The 21016-nt window shown below is 35.0% G+C and carries 17 protein-coding genes; 11 read left to right on the top strand and 6 right to left on the bottom strand.

Translation table 11 applies throughout. The annotated features are described in order from the left end of the window. Nucleotides 1-49 precede the first annotated feature (49 nt). The 5 genes from LQ189_RS15805 to LQ189_RS15785 all read right to left on the bottom strand — a co-directional run bounded on the left by LQ189_RS15805 (nt 50) and on the right by LQ189_RS15785 (nt 5546). Nucleotides 50-1840 carry a hypothetical protein gene (locus LQ189_RS15805; protein WP_230158500.1) on the bottom strand — a complete coding sequence of 597 codons (1791 nt, stop codon included), beginning with the start codon at nt 1838-1840 and terminating at the stop codon, nt 50-52. A 78-nt stretch (nt 1841-1918) separates the two neighbouring features. Next, nucleotides 1919-3190, bottom strand: a complete 1272-nt coding sequence (serS, locus tag LQ189_RS15800) for a serine--tRNA ligase (RefSeq protein ID WP_086453076.1) — start codon at nt 3188-3190, stop codon at nt 1919-1921. Nucleotides 3191-3513: 323 nt separating this feature from the next. After that, entirely contained in the window at nt 3514-4053 is a 540-nt protein-coding gene (locus LQ189_RS15795; RefSeq protein ID WP_230158498.1) for a hypothetical protein, read from the bottom strand. Nucleotides 4054-4167: 114 nt separating this feature from the next. After that, nucleotides 4168-4338: a hypothetical protein gene (locus tag LQ189_RS15790; protein WP_230158496.1), complete on the bottom strand. Its 171-nt coding sequence runs from the start codon at nt 4336-4338 to the stop codon at nt 4168-4170. A gap of 77 nt (nt 4339-4415) precedes the next feature. Continuing rightward, entirely contained in the window at nt 4416-5546 is a 1131-nt protein-coding gene (locus LQ189_RS15785; RefSeq protein WP_230158495.1) for a DUF664 domain-containing protein, read from the bottom strand. Between the two features lie 452 nt (nt 5547-5998). On the opposite strand from LQ189_RS15785, the gene metG reads away from it, so the two are divergent. The 6 genes from metG to LQ189_RS15755 all read left to right on the top strand — a co-directional run bounded on the left by metG (nt 5999) and on the right by LQ189_RS15755 (nt 14059). Next, nucleotides 5999-8056 (top strand): methionine--tRNA ligase, encoded by a 2058-nt coding sequence (metG, locus tag LQ189_RS15780; RefSeq protein ID WP_230158494.1) that lies wholly within the window; start codon nt 5999-6001, stop codon nt 8054-8056. A 10-nt stretch (nt 8057-8066) separates the two neighbouring features. Beyond that, on the top strand, nt 8067-10055 hold the full coding sequence (locus LQ189_RS15775; protein ID WP_230158493.1) for an NAD-dependent epimerase/dehydratase family protein: 1989 nt from the start codon (nt 8067-8069) through the stop codon (nt 10053-10055). Between the two features lie 106 nt (nt 10056-10161). Next, complete coding sequence (locus LQ189_RS15770; RefSeq protein ID WP_230158492.1) at nt 10162-10851, top strand: HAD family hydrolase; 690 nt, start codon at nt 10162-10164, stop codon at nt 10849-10851. Nucleotides 10852-11083: 232 nt separating this feature from the next. Continuing rightward, entirely contained in the window at nt 11084-12340 is a 1257-nt protein-coding gene (locus LQ189_RS15765; RefSeq protein WP_230158491.1) for an OmpA family protein, read from the top strand. 140 nt (nt 12341-12480) lie between these two features. Beyond that, nucleotides 12481-13110 (top strand): chloramphenicol acetyltransferase, encoded by a 630-nt coding sequence (locus LQ189_RS15760; protein ID WP_230158696.1) that lies wholly within the window; start codon nt 12481-12483, stop codon nt 13108-13110. Nucleotides 13111-13159: 49 nt separating this feature from the next. Further along, the gene (locus tag LQ189_RS15755; protein ID WP_230158490.1) at nt 13160-14059 is read left to right on the top strand and encodes a histone deacetylase; all 900 of its coding nucleotides are present in this window, start codon (nt 13160-13162) and stop codon (nt 14057-14059) included. A 108-nt stretch (nt 14060-14167) separates the two neighbouring features. Here the strand turns inward: LQ189_RS15755 and LQ189_RS15750 are convergent, their stop codons facing one another. Beyond that, a complete protein-coding gene (locus LQ189_RS15750) occupies nt 14168-14491 on the bottom strand; it encodes a single-stranded DNA-binding protein (RefSeq protein WP_230158488.1) in 324 nt (107 codons plus the stop codon). Between the two features lie 185 nt (nt 14492-14676). Between LQ189_RS15750 and LQ189_RS15745 the strand changes: the two genes are divergently transcribed. The 5 genes from LQ189_RS15745 to LQ189_RS15725 are packed head-to-tail and all read left to right on the top strand — an operon-like array spanning nt 14677 to nt 20719. Beyond that, a complete protein-coding gene (locus LQ189_RS15745; protein WP_086453391.1) occupies nt 14677-16206 on the top strand; it encodes a bifunctional GNAT family N-acetyltransferase/carbon-nitrogen hydrolase family protein in 1530 nt (509 codons plus the stop codon). Next, nucleotides 16203-16553 carry a hypothetical protein gene (locus LQ189_RS15740; RefSeq protein WP_182649794.1) on the top strand — a complete coding sequence of 117 codons (351 nt, stop codon included), beginning with the start codon at nt 16203-16205 and terminating at the stop codon, nt 16551-16553. The genes LQ189_RS15745 and LQ189_RS15740 overlap by 4 nt, the downstream gene beginning before the upstream one ends. Nucleotides 16554-16580: 27 nt before the next feature. Continuing rightward, nucleotides 16581-18974, top strand: a complete 2394-nt coding sequence (locus LQ189_RS15735; protein WP_230158486.1) for a M28 family peptidase — start codon at nt 16581-16583, stop codon at nt 18972-18974. Nucleotides 18975-18984: 10 nt separating this feature from the next. Continuing rightward, entirely contained in the window at nt 18985-19788 is an 804-nt protein-coding gene (locus LQ189_RS15730; protein WP_230158484.1) for an SDR family oxidoreductase, read from the top strand. Between the two features lies 1 nt (nt 19789). Further along, nucleotides 19790-20719 carry a DMT family transporter gene (locus LQ189_RS15725; protein ID WP_230158483.1) on the top strand — a complete coding sequence of 310 codons (930 nt, stop codon included), beginning with the start codon at nt 19790-19792 and terminating at the stop codon, nt 20717-20719. The last annotated feature ends 297 nt before the right edge of the window (nt 20720-21016 follow it).

Genomic DNA, 21016 nt, shown 5'->3' with positions numbered 1-21016 from the left:
TCTAAAACAACGGTTGCCATCATATAAAGCCTAGTTTTGTAACCATCATTTACTGTATTACAGTGTCTCCTCTTAACATGCGATATTCTTTGCGGGCCGGTACAAAATGGATACTGTCTTGATGGTTAAAAATTATTTTCTCATACAGCGGTTTAGCAATTTCAGGTTGTTGTAGTTTTTTATTGTTTATTTCGGCCGCATAAAATAAGGCTTCGTCAATGTAAATGCTTTCTTTATGTGTTTCTATTATTTTTTGGTATTGGCTTAAAGCCAAAACAAAATCGGATTTTTTTTCATAAATTTTACCCAATCTCAACAAAGTAACCGCTTCAATTTCATTAGCTTGCTCACCTGCCTTTTTTTGTAACAGTGATTGAAATTGAACAATGGCTTCCTCATCTCTATTTTGATACAAGAGGTAATCTCCTTTTGCAAATTGTTTTAAGGCTGTTTGAGTTGAATCAGCAACCTTATTGTCATTTATCAGCAAGTAATACTCTAAGGCATCATTTGCAATCAACTGTGCATTAGCTGCTTTTAACTCTTTAAATTGTTTCAAGGCCCATTCAAAATCAGTTTTAAAATAGCTCGTTTTGGCTGCTTTCAAACTGGCTTCATGAGCTACAACATCATTTTTTAAATCCAATTCAATTTGAGAATAGTACAATAATGCTTGGTTGAATTTTTCTTCATAAAGTAAGATGTCGGCCAATTCCATTTTTGTTTGTGCTATTTCATATTCATTAAGTTGCATTTCAAGGGCAGACTTAATAATTTTTTTAGCCTCTTCTGGTTTTTTTAAATTGAATGCTGTGAAATGAGCTTGAATAAGCTGCAAAGATAGCGTAAAAGGACTTATTCCAAATTGTTTTAGCAAATCCTCTAGTGCCAGATTGATTGCTGGGAAATCAGTAGCTGTTGCTTTTTCAATTTTCATTCGAATTAAGAACGTATTGGCTTGGACCAATAACTCCTTGTCCTGTGAGTTTTGCAACACAAAATTTAGAATCTCAATAGCGGCATCGGTTTTGTCCTCTTGAATAGCTTGTTGTCCTAGACTTACAATATTAGCAAGCGTTTCGGGATTGCGTTTGTAAATGGCTTTTTCTTGTATAAATGCCTTATCAAATTCTTTTTGCTGTACATAAAACCAACTTAAAAAACGATTCCAGAAAATATCTTGTGTTTTTTGAGTTCTTACTATCAGGGCTTTGCGTAAAATATCATTGAAATTAGCATCTCCTTCATCAACCATAAAGCGTACTAATTGGTTTTCAATCCTAATGGAGTTTTCTGGATTTGCATAGGCTTCGTCTAGAAAAGTAGCCACCATGAGCTCCATATTTGCCATTTGACCGTAGAGCAATCCTATTTGGTAATTGAAATTATAATTTTCATTTGTTCCAGAGACCGTTTTATATGCTTTCAATGCATATTCAAGAAGTACTTTACGTTCAAAAGCATTTGCAACTCCATATACATCATTTGGGTTTTTCTTTATGGATTCCAAAGCTCTTTCGTAGTATGGTGTTGCCTTAGTTTCGTTTTTTTGCAACTGATAATTATAGCCAAGTTCTACTAAAATTGTTGGCTGCTGGTACTTATCATACCTAAGTTGAAGTGCATTTTGAGCGTTTTCGAACTGCTGCAATTGTTGCAAACAATCTATTGACCTTAAAAAATAAAGTGAATTTTGAGGGGTCTCTTTTAAAAGTTCTTCATAACTGATTTTTGCTTTTTCAAAATCGCCTTTGTCATAATAATACTGTGCTAATTGCTCGTTTTGGGCAAAAGCAAATAGCGAGAATGACAAAGTGATATATAGAAAGAGCTTTTTCATTATCAATATTCGTATTTTAGTTGCAGTCACAGTTTTCAGTCACAGCATTGTCAACTGTGACTGATAACCGCAAACTAATTAATTTATAATATCAAATCCGCAGTAAGGACGCAATACCTCTGGAATTACAATTCCCTCAGGAGTTTGGTAATTTTCTAATATTCCAGCCATAACTCTTGGCAAGGCCAGCGCACTTCCGTTTAAGGTGTGTGCCAATTGGTTTTTTCCGTCCTTGTCCTTGAAACGCAATTTCAAACGATTCGATTGAAAAGTCTCAAAATTAGAAACCGAACTAATCTCTAACCAACGGTCTTGTGCCGTAGAAAAAACTTCAAAATCATACGTCAATGCTGAAGTGAAACCCATATCGCCTCCGCAAAGACGTAATACACGGTACGGTAATTTCAAATCTCTCAAGATATCTTTGACATGTTCTACCATTCCATCAAGTGCTTCGTATGACTTATCAGGATGCTCTACACGTACAATTTCGACTTTGTCAAACTGGTGCAAACGGTTTAATCCGCGTACATGTGCACCATAAGAACCTGCTTCACGACGGAAACATGGCGTATAAGCCGTAGTCAATACTGGCAATTCATTTTCGTTGAGGATTACATCACGAAACAAATTAGTAACAGGAACCTCAGCCGTTGGAATCAAGTACAAATCATCGGTTTTGTCATGGTACATTTGCCCTTCTTTGTCTGGCAATTGACCAGTTCCATAAGCAGATGCTTCATTGACCATGTGCGGAACCTGAACTTCATTATAACCTGCTGCCGTATTTTTATCTAAGAAATAATTGATCAAGGCACGTTGTAAACGAGCGCCTTTACCTTTATACACTGGAAATCCTGCTCCAGTGATTTTTACTCCCAATTCAAAATCAATGATGTCGTATTTTTTTACCAAATCCCAATGTGGTTGTGCCCCTTCATGCAAAACTGGAACGGCACCTTCTTCAAAAACGTTTAAGTTTTCCTCTGGTGTTTTCCCCTCAGGAACAATATCAGCTGGAAGATTAGGCAGTGTGTATAATTTTTCTAAAAGTTCAGCGGCTAGTGCCTCAGCGGTTTCGGCTAGCGCTTTGCTTTTCTCTTTGTTTAAAACTGTTTTTTCTTTAAGAATTGCGGCTTTTGCTTTCTCACCCGCTTTCATCAATTCGCCAATATCTTTGGATAATTTATTAGATTCAGATAAAATAGTGTCAAGCTCTACCTGCGCAGCGCGACGTTTTTCATCTAGTTGTACCACTTCTTCAACAACACTCTTGGCATCCAAATTTCTTTTGGCCAAAGCATTGATTACTTTTTCTTGATTCTCTCTAATAAATGCAATTTGTAACATAGCTTGATTTTTTTGCGCTAACTTATATGATTATGGAAGCAAATTTAAGGAAATGTTTGGTAAGATTGGGACAAAGTTTTTTAGGAAAATTTATTTCACGAAGATTCAATAAAGAGCCACAAAGATTCTCGAAGTTTTTTATCGAAATCTTTGCGTTGCTCTGTGATATTCTTGGTGTGTCTTTGCGAAATAAATCAACTCTTTTTTAACAGGAAAGGCTATTTCACGAAGATTCGCAAAAGAGCTACAAAGATTTACGAAGTTTTATGCAGAAATCTTTGCGTTACTTTGTGTTTTTCTTTGTGTGTCTTTGCGAAATAACGCTACTCTCTTTTAATCTCGTGACCTACAAAAGCTTCAAGAGTTGCAAACATATCGTCTATAGAAAGCACTTCAAGATCAGGGTGCGACATTAAAAAAGCAGCATTAAGTTCTACTATATTTTCTTCTATTTCGAAAAAAGTATCGGTGTTGAGTGCGTCTCTAGTGGGATTTACCCCTTCTAATTTTCCTTGTAAAAATTTATTGAGCTTTACACTGCTCATTAAACGTACTTTTTTAGATTGTTGCTGGAATAATTCTAGATGTTTTGGTGCTTCAATCAAGGCCAAACCTTCTTCAATAAGTTCATTTAATTCCTTATTCCATCCAGAGCGGTGAACAAATTGTGCAAAATTGCCATCAACATGTTGCGCCACGTAAAAATCTAAATAATAACTCATCAATGCATCTTCGTGAATCAAATCGTCATCAATTTTTTCTTCACGCATTAAGTTGATCACCGAAATATTTGAGTTAATTATGTCTTGTGGGTTTTCACTTTGAGCAGCGTTTTCTGAGATGATGATTTTTCCGAATTCCATTTGAGTTTTGTGTTAGGATGTATGCTGCAAATTTCGGGTAAAATACTGAGGAATCGAAATATTTGTTTTAACCACAGATTGCAAAGATTAGCACAGATTTATTTACGCTTTAAATTAAATGACATCCGATTCATTATTGTTCTTTTTCTGATTCATTTTGTTTACCAATGCCTTTAAGCGTGCTGCTTTTGCTGCTTTCTCTTCTTGCAATTTTGTCTTTTTCCTATTGAGGAGTTTGGTGTGCAACGCTTTGTTTTTAGTGTTTTTTTCGGGTCCTTTGGGCATGGTTTTATATTGTTTTGATTTAGCTAAAAACCTGATGTATTAAAATCTTCATGTATGGCATCGAAAATAAAAAAACTCTAATTTTTAATCTTACCGTCAAGTTTTAATTCTAATTCTGGTTTTATTCGCTTCTTTAAAAATAATATTTGACCTAAATGACTAGATTGATGCTCCATAACATGAAACCAACAATATTGATTACTAATTCCATATTTTTTTTGTACCTCAGCAAACCAAGCATCGTCTTTCTTTTTTAATTCACTAATAGTCTTTGCTCTTACCTCATTATAAATATCAAGATAATATTGAATATCATTCCCTTTGAAATCATCTCTACCCCCTTGATCCAAAGCTAATGCTGCGCCCCACTTTTTCTCTTCTTCTGCATTAAACTCCCTATTTTCAAATGTAAAAACCTGATAATAGGCCTCAGCTGCAGCCAAATGCATTACTAAAGCTCCTATTCTATTTGCATCCTTATCTAGTAAATAATCTACTTCATATTTACTCATATTTTTTACTGTATTTTCTACTCGGTTTTTTAAATCTTCCAACATGGATATCATAGCCCCAATTTGAGGAGAAGCACCCTCAACCCCACCTATTTTTCCAGATTCTATAAATTTAATACCGCTACCTTCAATTAGTAAACTGGCAACACCATCTTTCTTATCTGGTTCAGAACTGATTTTATACTCTTTAACCTTAATATTTTGATTGTTTTTAGTACCTAAATTCCATTTTGGAATTTCATTATTCTTTGTTTGCATCTCAAAACTAGCATTAGGAATTTGCACCGCTGTTAAAACTCCTTTATCATTCTCGATGAACAATTCAAACTTGTCAAAATAGAATTTTCCGTTATACGAACACAAGCCGCCAAAACTTAGCGATTTTGAGTTGGAATCAATTGTCCCCTCTACGGAATAGGATTGCCATTGATTAAGTTTTACTGGTCTGTCTCGCATGTTATCAAAAAAACCCGTTTTGTCCTCTTTTGTATCTACTCTAGCCCATACACCAGCCCAAGCATGTGAATCTTGAGTATCTACTTTTACATAAGCTATTACCTTGAATTTTTTTGGAGTAGCTGTTTGAACATCTATTGTTTGATTAAAAGAGGTCCAATCTCTTGAAATTTCTCTATTGGTTTGCGAATAAAGTGATACTATCGTTAACAAAAAAACGGTGGTTATTAAACTTTTCATACTTCGATTCATTGAGTCGTTATGGTGATTCATCTATTTAAAATTTTGGTGGTTTTTTTCAAATTTCAAATATACTCTTTTCTTACAAAAAAAAACAAACTTGTCTGTTATTCTGAAAACCAATATAGTATTTACAAAACCACATCAAACAATTAACAATTTAGAAATTCCATGTCACTTCATTAGCACAAATAGGCTTGAAGCACCTACTTCCCTAGCCCCATTAGCAGTGAAAATCCTTTCCATTTTTAAAGAAAAAATGGAAAGATTGCAACGGATAGTGGGACATCGCAGATTCAGCAAAGCTAAATAGCTTCAAATAAAATTCTATTGCTTATTTTTGCACCTCCATAAAATGGAATCATGAAATGAGCGTAGTATAAAATGGGTCATTCAGCCCTTCATGCTATGCGAATTACATGTGACAAATAAAAAAATAATATTAGCAACACATGATACAGAATCCAAAAAGATATACGATTACAGCGGCATTGCCTTATACAAACGGACCCATCCACATTGGCCATTTGGCGGGTGTTTACGTACCGTCAGACATATATTCAAGATATTTAAGATTGCAAGGAAGAGACGTTTTGTTTGTTTGCGGAAGCGATGAACACGGTGTGGCTATCTCTATGAAAGCCAAAAAAGAAGGCATTACGCCTCAGCAAGTAATTGATAAATACGATGGTATTATCCGTAAATCGTTCTCTGATTTTGGAATTTCATTTGATAATTATTCAAGAACTTCGGCTAAAATTCATCATGACACGGCTTCGGAATTTTTCAAAAAACTGTATGAACAAGGCGATTTTATTGAAGAAGTAACCGAACAATTGTATGATGCTAAAGCAGATCAGTTTTTAGCAGATCGTTTTGTAATGGGAACTTGCCCAAAATGTGGCAACGAAGAAGCATACGGCGACCAATGCGAAAAATGTGGATCTACGCTGAATGCTACCGATTTGATTAATCCAAAATCAACCATTACGGGAGAGACTCCCATCATGAAATCTACAAAACACTGGTTTTTACCTCTAGACCGTTACGAAGATTTCTTGAAAGAATGGATTCTGGTAGGACATAAAAGTGACTGGAAACCGAATGTTTACGGACAAGTAAAGTCATGGATTGACGGTGGATTAGAGCCTCGTGCCGTAACGCGTGACCTAGATTGGGGAATTGATGTTCCTGTTGAAGGTGCCGAAGGCAAAAAATTATACGTATGGTTTGATGCTCCTATTGGATACATATCAGCTACCAAAGAATGGGCTTTGCGCGAAGGAAAAGATTGGGAACCGTACTGGAAAGATCAAGACACAAAACTGGTTCACTTTATTGGGAAAGACAATATTGTATTTCATTGCGTGATTTTCCCGGCAATGCTAAAAGCCGAGGGAAGTTATATCTTACCGGACAATGTTCCTGCAAATGAGTTCTTGAACTTAGAGGGCAATAAATTATCTACGTCAAAAAATTGGGCGGTTTGGTTGCACGAATATTTAGAAGAATTCCCAAATCAGCAAGATGTATTGCGTTATGCCTTAACATCAAATGCTCCAGAAACGAAGGATAATGATTTTACTTGGAAAGACTTTCAAGCTAGAAACAACAATGAACTGGTAGCGATTTTTGGAAATTTCATCAATCGTGTGGTGGTTTTAACCAATAAATATTACGACGGAATTGTCCCTACTCCTAACGAATTTTCTGAGTTAGACGAACAAACTTTGGCTGAATTGAAAGCCTATCCATCAGTAATTTCAAGTTCTATCGAAAGATATAGATTTAGAGAAGCACTTGGTGAAATGATGAATGTAGCAAGACTCGGAAATAAATATTTGGCCGATGAAGAGCCTTGGAAGATGATTAAAACTGATGAAGAACGTACAAAAACTCAAATGTATGTTGCTTTGCAAATTGCTGCAGTTTTGAGTTCGCTTTGTGAGCCGTTCTTGCCTTTTACTTCTGTAAAATTGTCAAGAATGTTGAATATCAACATCAACAATTGGAATTTGGAATTTGAAGATTGGAATTTATTACCCGCTGGTCACCAAATTGGTCAAGCCGAATTACTTTTCTCTAAAATTGAAGACGAAGAAATCCAAAAACAAATCGATAAATTAGAAGCAACCAAAACCGCTAACAAAGCCGAGAATAAAGTAGCTGAACCACAAAAAGAGCTTATTCAATTTGAGGATTTCGCCAAAATGGATATCCGTACAGGAACCATTTTAGAGGCTGAAAAAATGCCAAAAGCCAACAAACTTTTAATTTTAAAGGTAGATACTGGAATTGATATTCGAACGATAGTTTCGGGAATTGCCGAAAGTTTCAAACCAGAGGATATCATTGGGAAACGCGTAACTGTTTTAGTGAATTTGGCACCAAGAAACTTACGTGGCGTAGAAAGTCAAGGTATGATTTTAATGACTACAAATACCGAAGGAAAACTAGTGTTTGTAAATCCAGATACGGATGGTGTGGCGAATGGGGAAGGGATAAATTAGAAATTGCAATATGACAAAATCATTTAATATTGGTATAACATGTATTGGCACTGGAGTGGGACAATCAGTAATCAATTCATGTAAACTATCATATTTGCCAATAAAAACATTTGGTTTTGGGAATAACACATTAGCTTATGGCTTATTTGATTGCGACTTTTTTATTCAAACTCTTGATGTTAATGATGATGGATATATTGATCAACTGATTAAATTGTGTAAAAATCATTTTATAGATTTAATAATACCAGGAGCAGATGATGAAATTTTGATATTTTCAAAAAACATAACTAAGTTTCATAATGCAAATATAAAAGTAATTGTAGCAGAATACAATCTAATTAAATTTTGTCAAGACAAATATAAAATGACCGAGGAATTAAATGAAATTGCTCCAATATTTGTAAAAAGTTTTTCAAAAGAAACTTTTATAAAATCTTATAACGACAAGAAAATCAATTTCCCTGTTATTGCTAAGCCAAGATTTGGTTCAGGTTCAAGAGGCGTTCAAATCATAAATAATCTAGCGGAAATTGAAGATCTCAATGATACTTCTGTAATTCAGGAAATAGCTTTGCCACATAATGATGATCTTGAAAGAAAAAGATACGCATTAAAATTAAAGCAAAATTGTAATGAACAAGTTTCGGAAATTTCTATTCAAATTGTAACAGACTATCAAGGCGATTTTATAGGCAGTATGATTTCGCAGAACAAGCTCAAAAATGGAATTCCAATTGAAATATTGCCTTTAAAAAATGAATATATAGAATGTGAAATATCTAAATTATTACCTTTTTTAAAATCTATGGGGTTAAAAGGACCTATAAATTTTCAAGGGCGTTTGACTGACAATGGGTTGAAATTATTTGAAATTAACACCCGATTTACAGGCATTACTGGAGTAAGAGCTTCTATGGGATTTAATGAAGTTGAAATATGCATTAAAGAATGGTTAAAAATTGATTTCTGTAGAAATAGTTTGTTTGTGAATTTAAATAAATTCGGACTTAGGCAAGTTGCTGACAAAGCAGTTAATAGAGACAAATTACTTAAAAACAATCAAAATGACAATTCACTTAAAAAAAATAAAATTGTTTTACTTACAGGTGCCACAGGTTATTTAGGACGGAATTTAATCGCTAAATTAATTGAAAATAATGATACTTTCGAAATATGGGTGTTGGTCAGGGACAAAAAAAAGGCAAAAGAAATATTGCCTGAAAACGTAGTTTGTTTTGACAACTTAGATTTAAACAACGGAAAGTTTAATATGGGTAATGTTGACATACTTGTTCATGCAGGTTTTGCAAGACCCCATTTATCACCTTCAGAAATCGCTGAAAGCTTAGCTTTTACTTCCGATTTATTTAAAAAAGCAGTTGAAAATCAAATCCCAAATATTATTAATATTTCTTCTCAAAGTGTTTATGGGCAAATCGAATTACCGCCTTGGTCCGAAACTTCAAAAACAGGTCCAAATACCACGTATGGTATGGCAAAATATGCCTCTGAATTATTACTCTCAGAAATAGCAAATCAATATAAACATATTAATCACACTTCTATTAGGCTGGGCACACTGACTGGGGGAGCTAAAGGTTTATTAAATATTGGAGTCAGCGTGAATTTAGTTTTAAAAGCTTTAAAATCGGACAAAATTGTAATAAACTGTGGGGGCAAACAAATTGTTGAAATATTAGATATAAGAGATGCTATTGACGGAATCATTACAATATTAAACGCTTCAAGTCAAAATTGGAAACCCGTTTATAATTTAGGCTCATCTTCTCCAATAAAATTACTTGATTTAACAAATTTAATTGTTGATTTTGTTTCCGAGAAAAAAGGTTTAACCAAGTCAAAAATTGAAATAAACGACGAAGGGAATGCAGTAAATTTTGGAATGAATTGTCAAGAATTTTATAAAAATTTTAATTGGATTCCAAAATATTCTGTGAAAGATTCCATAAGTTCATTAGTCGAGCATTATGTTTAAATGTATTACAAACTGTTTAAATTCTATTTTCCTTGTAGAGACGCCACATAGTAGCGTCTCTACAAGGAAAATTCATAATAAATCATAACAAAATCAAATAAATTCAATGGCTCTAAAAGTAATTGCCTTCGACGCTGATGACACCTTATTCATCAACGAAACCTATTTTCTAGAAACCGAAGAGAAATTTTGTGCACTCATGAGTGATTATTTGTCACATCAAGGATTGTCGCAGGAATTATTTAAGGTAGAAATTGCCAATTTAAAATTATACGGCTACGGAATAAAAGGGTACATATTATCCATGATTGAGGCTGCAATGACAATTTCGAACAACACGATTCCTATTGAAATTATTGAAAAAATCATTCAGTACGGCAAAGAACTTTTAGAAAAACCTATTGTTTTACTAGATGGTGTTCAAGAAACCCTACAAGCGTTACACGGAAAATACAAACTGGTGGTGGCCACCAAAGGTGATTTATTAGACCAGCGTAGAAAATTACACAATTCAGGTTTAGGTCATTATTTTCATCATATTGAAGTGATGTCAGACAAGCAGGAGATTGATTATACAGACTTGATTAAACGATTAGAAATTCAACCCTCTGAATTTTTCATGATAGGCAATTCATTGAAATCCGATGTTCTTCCTGTTTTAGCCATAGGCGGATACGCCGTTCATATCCCATTTCACACCACTTGGGCACATGAAAAAATTGATCACAAAGTAGAGCATGAAAACTTTAAAACCATTGAAAAACTTACCGACATCTTAGAATTCATAGCTTTGTAAGTGTTAAAATATCCATATTTTAAATTAACATCCCTTTGTTTTAGCTTATTGATTCCTTTTTTTGGAGTTAAATAAAAAAACATGCTAAATTTTTAAAGCTAAATTTTTGCTGATTTCTCAATATACTCCGCAATTTATAGAATTAAAAGTAAATATTGTATAATTAACTGATTGAAATTTCTCATTTAAATATATGTTGTAAATTTGCAAAGAATTTAAAAATCATAAAATAATGAAAAATTTAATGTTTGCATTAGTTTTTGCAGGTGCAGTTTCTTCTGTAAATGCTCAAACTGAAACTAAAGAAGTAAAAAATACAGATTACAACAAATGGTCTATTGAATTAGCTGGTGGTGTTAACAAACCACAAAGACCATTAGGATCAGGTTACTTTACTTCAACTCCAAGCCCTTATGTTGCAGATCTAGGTGTACGTTACATGTTTAACAATAAATTTGGTTTGAAAGCTGATTTTGGATACAACAGTTTTGAAGGAAAAAGCAACTCTGCTAATTTTGATACAAAATATTACAGAGCAAACCTTCAAGCAGTAGCAAACTTAGGTAGAATTATGAGCTTTGAAACTTGGACTAATACAATAGGTTTATTAGGTCATGCTGGTTTTGGTTTAGCTCAATTAGAAGATCAAAATTCTGCTTTAAAAGACAGAATGGGTAATTTTATGGCAGGTATTACAGGTCAAATTAAATTATCTAACAGAATTGCTCTTACAGGTGATTTCACAACGATCCTTAATGCTGCACAAGATGCAACTTTTGATGCTTCTTCAACTTCAAACGCAAGAGGATTCTCTGGATTGATGTTTAACGGTACTGTAGGTTTAACAGTTTACTTAGGTAAAAATGAAAAACATGCTGACTGGGTACTTGATAACAACAGCGAAATTGACAAATTAAAGCAAAAAATTGCTGATATCGAAACTTCTATGTTAGATACAGATAAAGATGGTGTTGCTGATTATTTAGATCAAGAGCCTAACACTATTGGTGGTGTAATGGTTGATACTAAAGGTAAATCTATTGACTTGAACAACAACAACGTTCCTGACGAATTAGAAAGCTATTTATTGAAAACTTACGGAAACAACACTGATAAATCAGCTATCGTAAACAACAGTACATTAATCAAAAACTTAATCAACGAAGGTTACGTAAGTACTTATTTTGATTATAACAAATCTACTCCAACAAACGTTTCTACTGAAGGAATTGATTTTATCTTAACTTACTTAAGAAACAACCCATCTGCATCAGTTGACATTATTGGTCATGCTGACGAGTTAGGAAGATCTGAGTACAATGATAAATTATCTACAGCAAGAGCTAACAGCGTAAAAGACGTTTTAGTTAAAGCTAATGTTGATGCTTCAAGATTGAACGTTGTTGCAGCTGGTGAAGATGCTTCAGTAGCAAAAGATTCAGATGCAGCTAGAAAATTAGTAAGAAGAGTTACTTTCAGAGTAAAATAATTCTCCACTTATAATTGCTTAAAAGCCCTAAAGGAAATTCTTTTAGGGCTTTTTTTATATTTAACAATCAAAGAAATTAGAAGTGCATGGCTGAATTAAAAATTAGCAATACTTTTGAAAAAAAATTAATTCCATCCCCTTTGAAACAACTATTAGATATCGATAATTGGTCGCGTAAAGAACATTTTCAATTCTTTAAACAATTTGAAGAGCCTTTTTTTGGAGCAACTGTACAAATTGATTGTTCACTGGCTTACGCCAAAGCTAAAACGCTAAACACTTCCTTTTTTAGCTACTACCTTCACAAAACACTTTTGGCTGTAAATGCCATAGAACCTTTCAGATATCGCATTGACGGGGAAACCGTTGTAATACACAATCACATCAATGCATCAGCAACGATAGGAAGAGAAGACGGGACTTTTGGCTTTTCTTTGATTGAATTCGACCCAAATTATGCTGTTTTTGAAACCAATACCGCCACAGAAACTGAACGTATACAAACCACCACAGGACTTTTTACCCGAACTTTTAATGATGATAATGTCATCCATTTCTCGGCGATTCCTTGGTTGGATTTTACTTCTTTATCACATGCAAGAAGTTTTAGTTTTCCTGACAGTTGTCCAAAAATCTCTTTTGGAAAAATGACAATTGATAGCAGTGGAAAAAAAACCATGCCCATGTCCATACACGTTCACCACGGATTAATCGACGGCTTACACCTAGGCCAATTTGTGGATTACTTTCAAGAATTGATGAACCAATAACTAAGCATCGCTTGAGTTTAATACATGTAACTAAAAGTCATTTTCCGCCATGTTCCCAATAGCATTTCATCCTATTTACCAGCATCTATTGCCAGAAGGGCATCGGTTTCCCATGCTTAAATACGAACTGCTTCCGCAACAATTGTTGCATGAAGGAACCGCTTTGCCAACTGACTTCTATAAACCCGAAATTTGCGATTTAGCTCCGGTTTTAGCAATTCATCAAAAAGAATATGTCACAGATTTACTAGATCTTACATTAGATGCAAAAGCAGTGCGTAAAATTGGCTTTCCACTTTCAAAAGAACTTGTAGAACGCGAACTTATCATTGCACAAGGAACTATTTTTGGAGCACAAAAATCATTTGACACGAAAGTCTCATTCAATATTGCAGGAGGTACGCACCACGCTTACACAGATCATGGCGAAGCATTTTGTTTATTAAACGACCAAGCCATTGCTGCACAGTTTTTATTGGACACTAAACTCGCAAAAAAGATTTTAATCATTGATTTAGATGTACATCAGGGAAACGGAACTGCTGAGATTTTTCAAAACAATTCAAAAGTATTTACGTTTTCTACACATGGCAAGACAAATTATCCGTTCAAGAAAGAAACGTCAGATTTAGACATTGCATTTGACGATGATACAACCGATGCGGAGTTCTTGCAAACCCTAGCAACTGTAATTCCGCAATTGATAGAAACGCAAAAACCTGATTTCATATTTTATTTGTCGGGTGTAGATATTTTGGCGACAGATAAACTAGGAAAATTAGGCTGTACCCTTAATGGTTGTAAAAAACGAGATGAATTGGTTTTTGAATTGTGTTCCAAATACCAAATTCCGGTGCAAGTTTCTATGGGTGGCGGCTACTCTCCCGATATAAAAACTATTATTGAAGCCCACGCCAATACCTATCGAGTGGCAAAAGATATTTTTTAAACGTTTTCCAATAATTCAAAACAATAAGAACTGATTCATGATTTATTAATTACAAAAAAAACACGGACCTCAATTAAGAAATCCGTGCCTTTTAAAAAGTTAGGAATACTATTTCCCTAAAAGCAATACTTCACTAGCCACTATTTCGGTAATATAGCGCTTTTCACCGTTTTTATCCTCGTAAGTTCTATGAGATAACTTAGCCTCTACGCCTATTTCTCTTCCCTTTGTTACATATTTTTCAATAATATCAGCTGTTTTACCCCAAGCTGTAACTCGGTGCCATTCTGTTTGCTCTACCTTGTCTCCGTTTTCTTTGTAATATACATCATTTGTAGCGATACTCACGGTGGCTAATTTTTTTCCTCCTTCAAGTGTTTTAACTTCTGGATCTTGACCTACTCTTCCGATTAATTGTACTCTGTTTTTCATGGCGTGTAAATTTAATAATTGGTGTATATGTTTATTTGTCAAAACGTTCATTCGAATCAACAGGGCAAAGATGCGACAGTTTCAAAACAAGAATCGGTTGCTAACTATTTACTTTCGGTTGTAACTATTTGTAACCGTTTGTAAATGTTAAAAAAAAAGCTATATTTGTTGTAAATCAATTTATTATGCAAGCCAAAATTAACAAAGTAGAATTACGAAATCTGAAATTTGACGACTACAAAGAACTTAAAAAATCTATGGTAGAGTCCTATCCAGAAATGACGGGTTCTTACTGGCGAGAACATCACATTGAGAAATTATTGAGTATTTTCCCAGAAGGTCAGCTCGTGATTTTAGTAGATGGTAAAGTTGTTGGCTCTGCATTGTCCCTTATCGTTGATGAAAATTTAGTCGATAAAAATCATAACTACTCAGACATTACCGGAAAATATACCTTTTCTACCCACAATCAAAAAGGCGATATTTTATACGGAATAGACGTTTTTATTCACCCCAATTACAGAGGTCTGAGACTGGGAAGAAGACTTTATGACGCCAGAAAAGAGCTTTGCGAACAATTGAACTTAAAAGCTATTGTTTTTGCAGGGCGAATACCTAATTACGGCAAACACGCCGACACACTAAGCCCAAAAGATTATATTGATAAAGTGAAAAGAAAAGAAATGCACGATTCAGTACTTTCTTTTCAATTAAGCAATGATTTTCACGTAATTCGGGTCATGAAAAATTATCTCGAAGGCGATACAGATAGCAAAGAATTTGCTGTATTACTGGAGTGGAACAACATTTATTATGACGAAAGCCCTAAGCTAATCAACCTTGCAAAAAGCGTTATCCGTTTAGGACTTGTACAATGGCAAATGCGCCAATTGAATAATCTTGAAGCCTTATTTGAACAATGTGAGTTTTTTGTAGATGTTGTATCCGGTTACGGTAGTGATTTTGCGCTATTTCCAGAACTTTTTACGGCTCCTTTAATGGCCGATTACAATCATTTATCTGAGGCCGAAGCCATAAGAGAACTAGCCAAACATACAGATCCCATTCACAAACGATTTCAAGAATTAGCCATTTCATACAACATCAATATCATTACGGGTAGTATGCCGTACCTGGACAATGGCACTCTATACAATGTTGGTTTCTTGTGTAAAAGAGACGGAACCTCTGAAATGTATGCCAAAATCCACGTTACACCTAATGAAGTACAACATTGGGGAATGACGGGTGGCTCTACCATCAAGACTTTTGATACAGATTGTGGCAAAATAGGAATCATGATTTGCTATGATGTGGAATTTCCAGAGCTCTCCCGCTTGATGGCTGATGAAGGTATGAACATCTTATTTGTTCCTTTCTTAACCGATACACAAAACGCTTACACACGCGTAAAGCATTGCGCACAGGCACGAGCCATAGAAAACGAATGTTATGTTGCCATTGCTGGTTGTGTAGGGAATTTGCCTAAAGTGAACAATATGGATATTCAATACGCACAATCGGCCGTTTTTACGCCTTCGGACTTTGCTTTTCCTAGTAATGGAATCAAAGCCGAAGCAACACCAAATACCGAAATGACCCTTATTGTAGATGTAGACTTAGATTTGCTAAAAGAATTGCATGAGCACGGCAGTGTTCGCATCCTTAAAGACCGTAGAACTGACTTATACGACATCAAAAAAATAAATCCATGAATAAAACCTGTTTAGAATGCGGAGAAAAAATTGTGGGACGCGAGGACAAGAAATTTTGTAGTGATGGTTGTCGCAATGCTTACAATAATAAAATAAACAAGGATAGCACCAATTACATGCGCAACATCAATAACAGGTTGCGCAAAAACTATCGCATTTTATCTGAACTGAATACAGAGGGGAAATCTAAAACTACCCGTTCAAAACTCGTAAGTAAAGGTTTTGATTTTGAATACTTTACCAATATTCTTAATACAAAAACGGGCAACACTTATTATTTTTTATATGACCAAGGATACATGGTCTTAGACAATGATTTTTATATGCTAGTCAAAAAAGACATCTAAATACCACAACCCCAAACCTAACCAAAAATGAAAAAAGATTTTTCCTCAATTTATATGAGTGCTTTTATTCTTATTGTACTTGCAGCACTATACTACACAATGATGCCGCAATTTACTTCAAACAAGGACACATCATTAGTTGATTTTTCTGCAACACGGGCTTTTGAACAAGTAAAAGCAATAGCACAAAAACCGCATTATGTAGGATCCAAAAACCATGAAATAGTTGCCAATTATTTGCAACAAGAGCTTGAAAGTTTGGGTCTAGAAACCACCATTCATGAGGGTTACACGCTAAGTGACTGGGGAAATCTGGTATATTCTAAAAATGTTTTAGCACGAATAAAAGGCTCTTCAAACTCTAAAGCGCTCTTGTTGCTTTCTCATTATGATAGTGCACCACATTCTTACTCACCTGGCGCTAGTGATGCTGGCTCTGGTGTAGCAACTATTATTGAAGGAATAAGAGCTTTTTTGTATACCAAAACACCTCATAAAAATGACATCATCATCATGTTTTCAGATGGAGAAGAATTAGGGCTTAACGGCGCTGCACTTTTTGTAAACCAACACAAATGGGCCAAAGATATAGGAATCGTTTTAAACTTTGAAGCAAGAGGTACATCAGGACCAAGTTATATGCTCATGGAAACCAATGCTGGCAATGCTTCATTAGTAAAAGAATTTGCCGAGGCCAAAACCACATTTCCAGTATCAAACTCTTTGATGTACAGCATTTATAAAATGCTACCTAACGATACTGATTTGACTGTATTTAGAGAACAAGGAAACATACAAGGGTACAATTTTGCCTTTATAGACGATCATTACAATTACCACACCACTCAAGATGATACTGCCCATCTTGATATAAACACGCTTGCCCATCAAGGTACGTATTTGATGCCTTTGCTAAAACATTTTTCCAATACAAATTTAAACAAACCAGTATCTCAAGAGGATTTTGTTTATTTTAGTTTGCCTTACACTTTTGTTTATTACCCATTTAGCTGGACTATACCGGTGGTCATAGGTTGTTTTGTAATGCTGGTATTTTTTATATTCATAGGAAGAGCTAAACATCTATTAACATTTCAAGATATTAGCAAAGGATTTATTCCTCTTTTTGGATCGCTGCTTACAGCAGGACTTGTTACCTTTTTAGGTTGGAAACTTCTCCTAATACTTTATCCTCAATACAACGATTTGCTTAACGGATTTACCTATAACGGTCATGAATACATTGCTGCATTTGTTTGCCTATCAATGGCTATAACTATGGCGTTTTATGCTCGGTTTTCAAGTACAAAGATTACCATGAGTCATTATGTGGCACCACTTACACTATGGATTATTATCAATGGTTTACTAGCGGTGTACTTACCAGGCGCAGGATTTTTGATAGTTCCTGTTTGTTTTGGACTGCTCGTTTTTGGGATATTTGTTCTTACTCAAAAATCTAATAAAACAGTCAACTTACTATTGAGTATTCCAGCTTTATTGATCATTACTCCTTTTATCCAAATGTTACCGGTGGGATTGGGATTAAAAGTACTTTTTGGAAGTGCAGTGTTAACGGCGTTAGCAGTGGGTATTCTCTATTTTGTTTTTGGAACTTACGCCAAAAAAGGAATTTGGGCTGCAGGATTTCTGATGGTATCAGTTGGTTTTTTTGCCAAAGCACATTATGAGTCTGGTTATGAATTTGGCAAAGCCAAATCAAACAGTTTGCTTTATGTATATGATTCTGATAAAAAGATGGCAAAATGGGCCACGTATGACAGCAATCTTGACTCGTGGACCAAAACGTACTTGGGCAATAATCCCGAAACAGCTTCAACTCTAAATGAGCTTCCCTTATTTAGTAAATACAACTCCGGTTTCACCTACACTACTCCTGCTCCAGTAAAAAAAATTGCTCCGCCTACAGTTACTTTTATTTATGATAGAACTATTGGTGCCAAAAGGTATTTAAAAATCCAAATAGCTCCAAATAGAAATGTAAACCGCTACGATGTGTTTGCCAATGAAGGTATGAAAATCAAGAACTTTATAGCTAACGGAGCAACAGCACTTGAACACAAAAAAGGAAATTACGAACGAAAAGGCAAAAAAATTGTTAGCTATTATGTAGTAAACAATGCTCCGCTAGTACTGCAATTTGAGATAGAATCTGGAAATAAATTTGATATGGAATTGCTAGAAAGCTCTTTTGATTTAACCACAAACCCATTATTTGAACTAGCAAAAAGAGAAAACTGGATGATGCCTACACCTTTTGTATTGAATGATGCAGTTGTCATTAGACAAAAAATAAAACCTAGTCCTGTTGTTGTAGTTACGCCGGTGAAACTCAAAACACCTATTGGCCACAGCCGATACAAAAAACAATCCTTACAAGACAGCTTAACAATAAAGTAAGCACAAAATCATGACAAAAATTAGCATTTTAGGTTGCGGATGGCTCGGTTTACCTTTGGCGAAAGCCTTATTGAAAAAAAACTATGAGATAAATGGATCAACAACATCCGCAGAGAAATTACAAATTCTGGCAGATGCTGGAATAAATCCTTTTTTAATATCGCTCCATGAGGAATCTATATCTGGTAACATTGCTGGTTTACTGCAAGATTGTTCTACTTTAATACTAGATATTCCTCCTAAGCTTAGAGGAGCTGGAACTGAAAGTTTTGTTTCTAAAATTATAAATCTAATTCCTTATATTGAAAAAGCTGGTGTAGAAAACGTTCTTTTTATTAGTTCTACCTCGGTTTACGGGGACCAAAACACACTGGTTACTGAAGAAACTATTCCTATGCCAGATACCGAAAGTGGCAAGCAATTGCTGGCAACCGAACAACTTTTACAAAGCGCTATTGATTTTAAAACTACCATAGTTCGTTTTGGAGGTCTCATTGGTGCCGATCGTCATCCCATAAAATTCTTAGCCGGCAGAGAAAATTTGGAAAACCCAGATGCTCCCATAAACTTAATTCATCAAGAGGATTGCATAGGAATTATCAACGCTATTTTGTCACAACAGGTTTGGGACGAAACCTTTAATGCAGTTACACCATATCATCCTAGCAGAAAGGAATATTACACTCAAAAAGCGGTAGACTATGATTTGGATTTGCCAAAATTTGAACAACAAGGTCTAATTTTTGGAAAAACTATTTCAAGTACTAAAACCGAATCGGTTTTAAAGTATACTTTTGCACAACCAAATTTATAATGTGAAAACTAAAATTAAAAACGCTTTTTCGTCAAGAGTAAACGCTATTGGATTGCCCATTTTGGCCTTATGTTGGATCAGTTTTTTTTGGGGAACCACCTGGATCGCCTCAAAAGAAGGCGTAAAACACATGCCAGCCCTACAACTAGTAGCCATTAGGCAGTTTTTGGGAGGATTCCTTTATATTTCTTATTTCTTATTTAAAAAAACGCCATGGCCTAAGGGAAAACAATGGAAGACCATCATTATACTGAGCTTTTTAAACTTTGTTTTGAGCAATGCATTAAGTACATGGGGAGTAAAGTACATCAGTAGTGGTCTTGGTGCCATTATTGGGGCTTGTGTCCCGTTATGGATTGTCATTATTTCTTTCTTTCAAGGAGAACGCTTGTCTAAGTTTTCTATTCTAGGTTTAATAATTAGTTTTAGTGGCGTATGCGTCATTTTTTATGATCACTTAGCAGATTTTTTAATTCCCGATTTTAAATTTGGTATCATAATCTCCATCATTTCTACTTTAACATGGGCTTTTGGAACCTTATATACAAAGCAGAAAGCAGCTAGTTTCAATCCGTACTTTAGTTTAGGAATCCAAATGTTCTTGTCTAGTATTTTAGTGTTTGCTTATACAGGTGCCGCAGGAATATCGGTTCCATTGCATGAGATACCAGCAATTTCATGGTGGTCTATTGCGTATTTGGTTATTTTTGGATCGGTACTTACTTTTATTGCCTTTATTTATGCGCTACAACATTTACCGGCATCTATCAGTAGTGTTTACTCGTACATCAACCCTATTATTGCCGTGTTGCTTGGCGCTATAATCTTTGGGGAAACCCTAAATGCCGCCATTGCCATCGGTGGAAGCGTAACTTTATTTGGGTTGTATTTAGTAAATTACTCCTTGCGTAAAGCACGCGCAAAAGAATAAAACCACCAATAATTTACAACAATTATTCTTGATTTTAGGAGCAGGCGGGCATCTTTTCCAGTCGTTTTTTCCTGCTGTACGCTACAATCTCCTGTGCCATCCCGAAGTTTCGGGACTGGCACAAGAGGATTTCCGCTGCCATCAGGGCTATGAAGATCGTATCGCTTTTCAGTAGGAAAATAAAACCAAGCGCCCCACTATGGCACGATACAATATACGACGAAGGGCCATGCTTAGGTACGAAAGCTAAGACACCTAACAGGTTTATAAAACCGCTTGGTTATTTACAAATTCCAT

Source organism: Flavobacterium sp. CECT 9288 (genome assembly GCF_918731615.1).
Classification (GTDB): Bacteria; Bacteroidota; Bacteroidia; order Flavobacteriales; family Flavobacteriaceae; genus Flavobacterium.
This window is presented reverse-complemented; position numbering and strand designations above follow the sequence as displayed.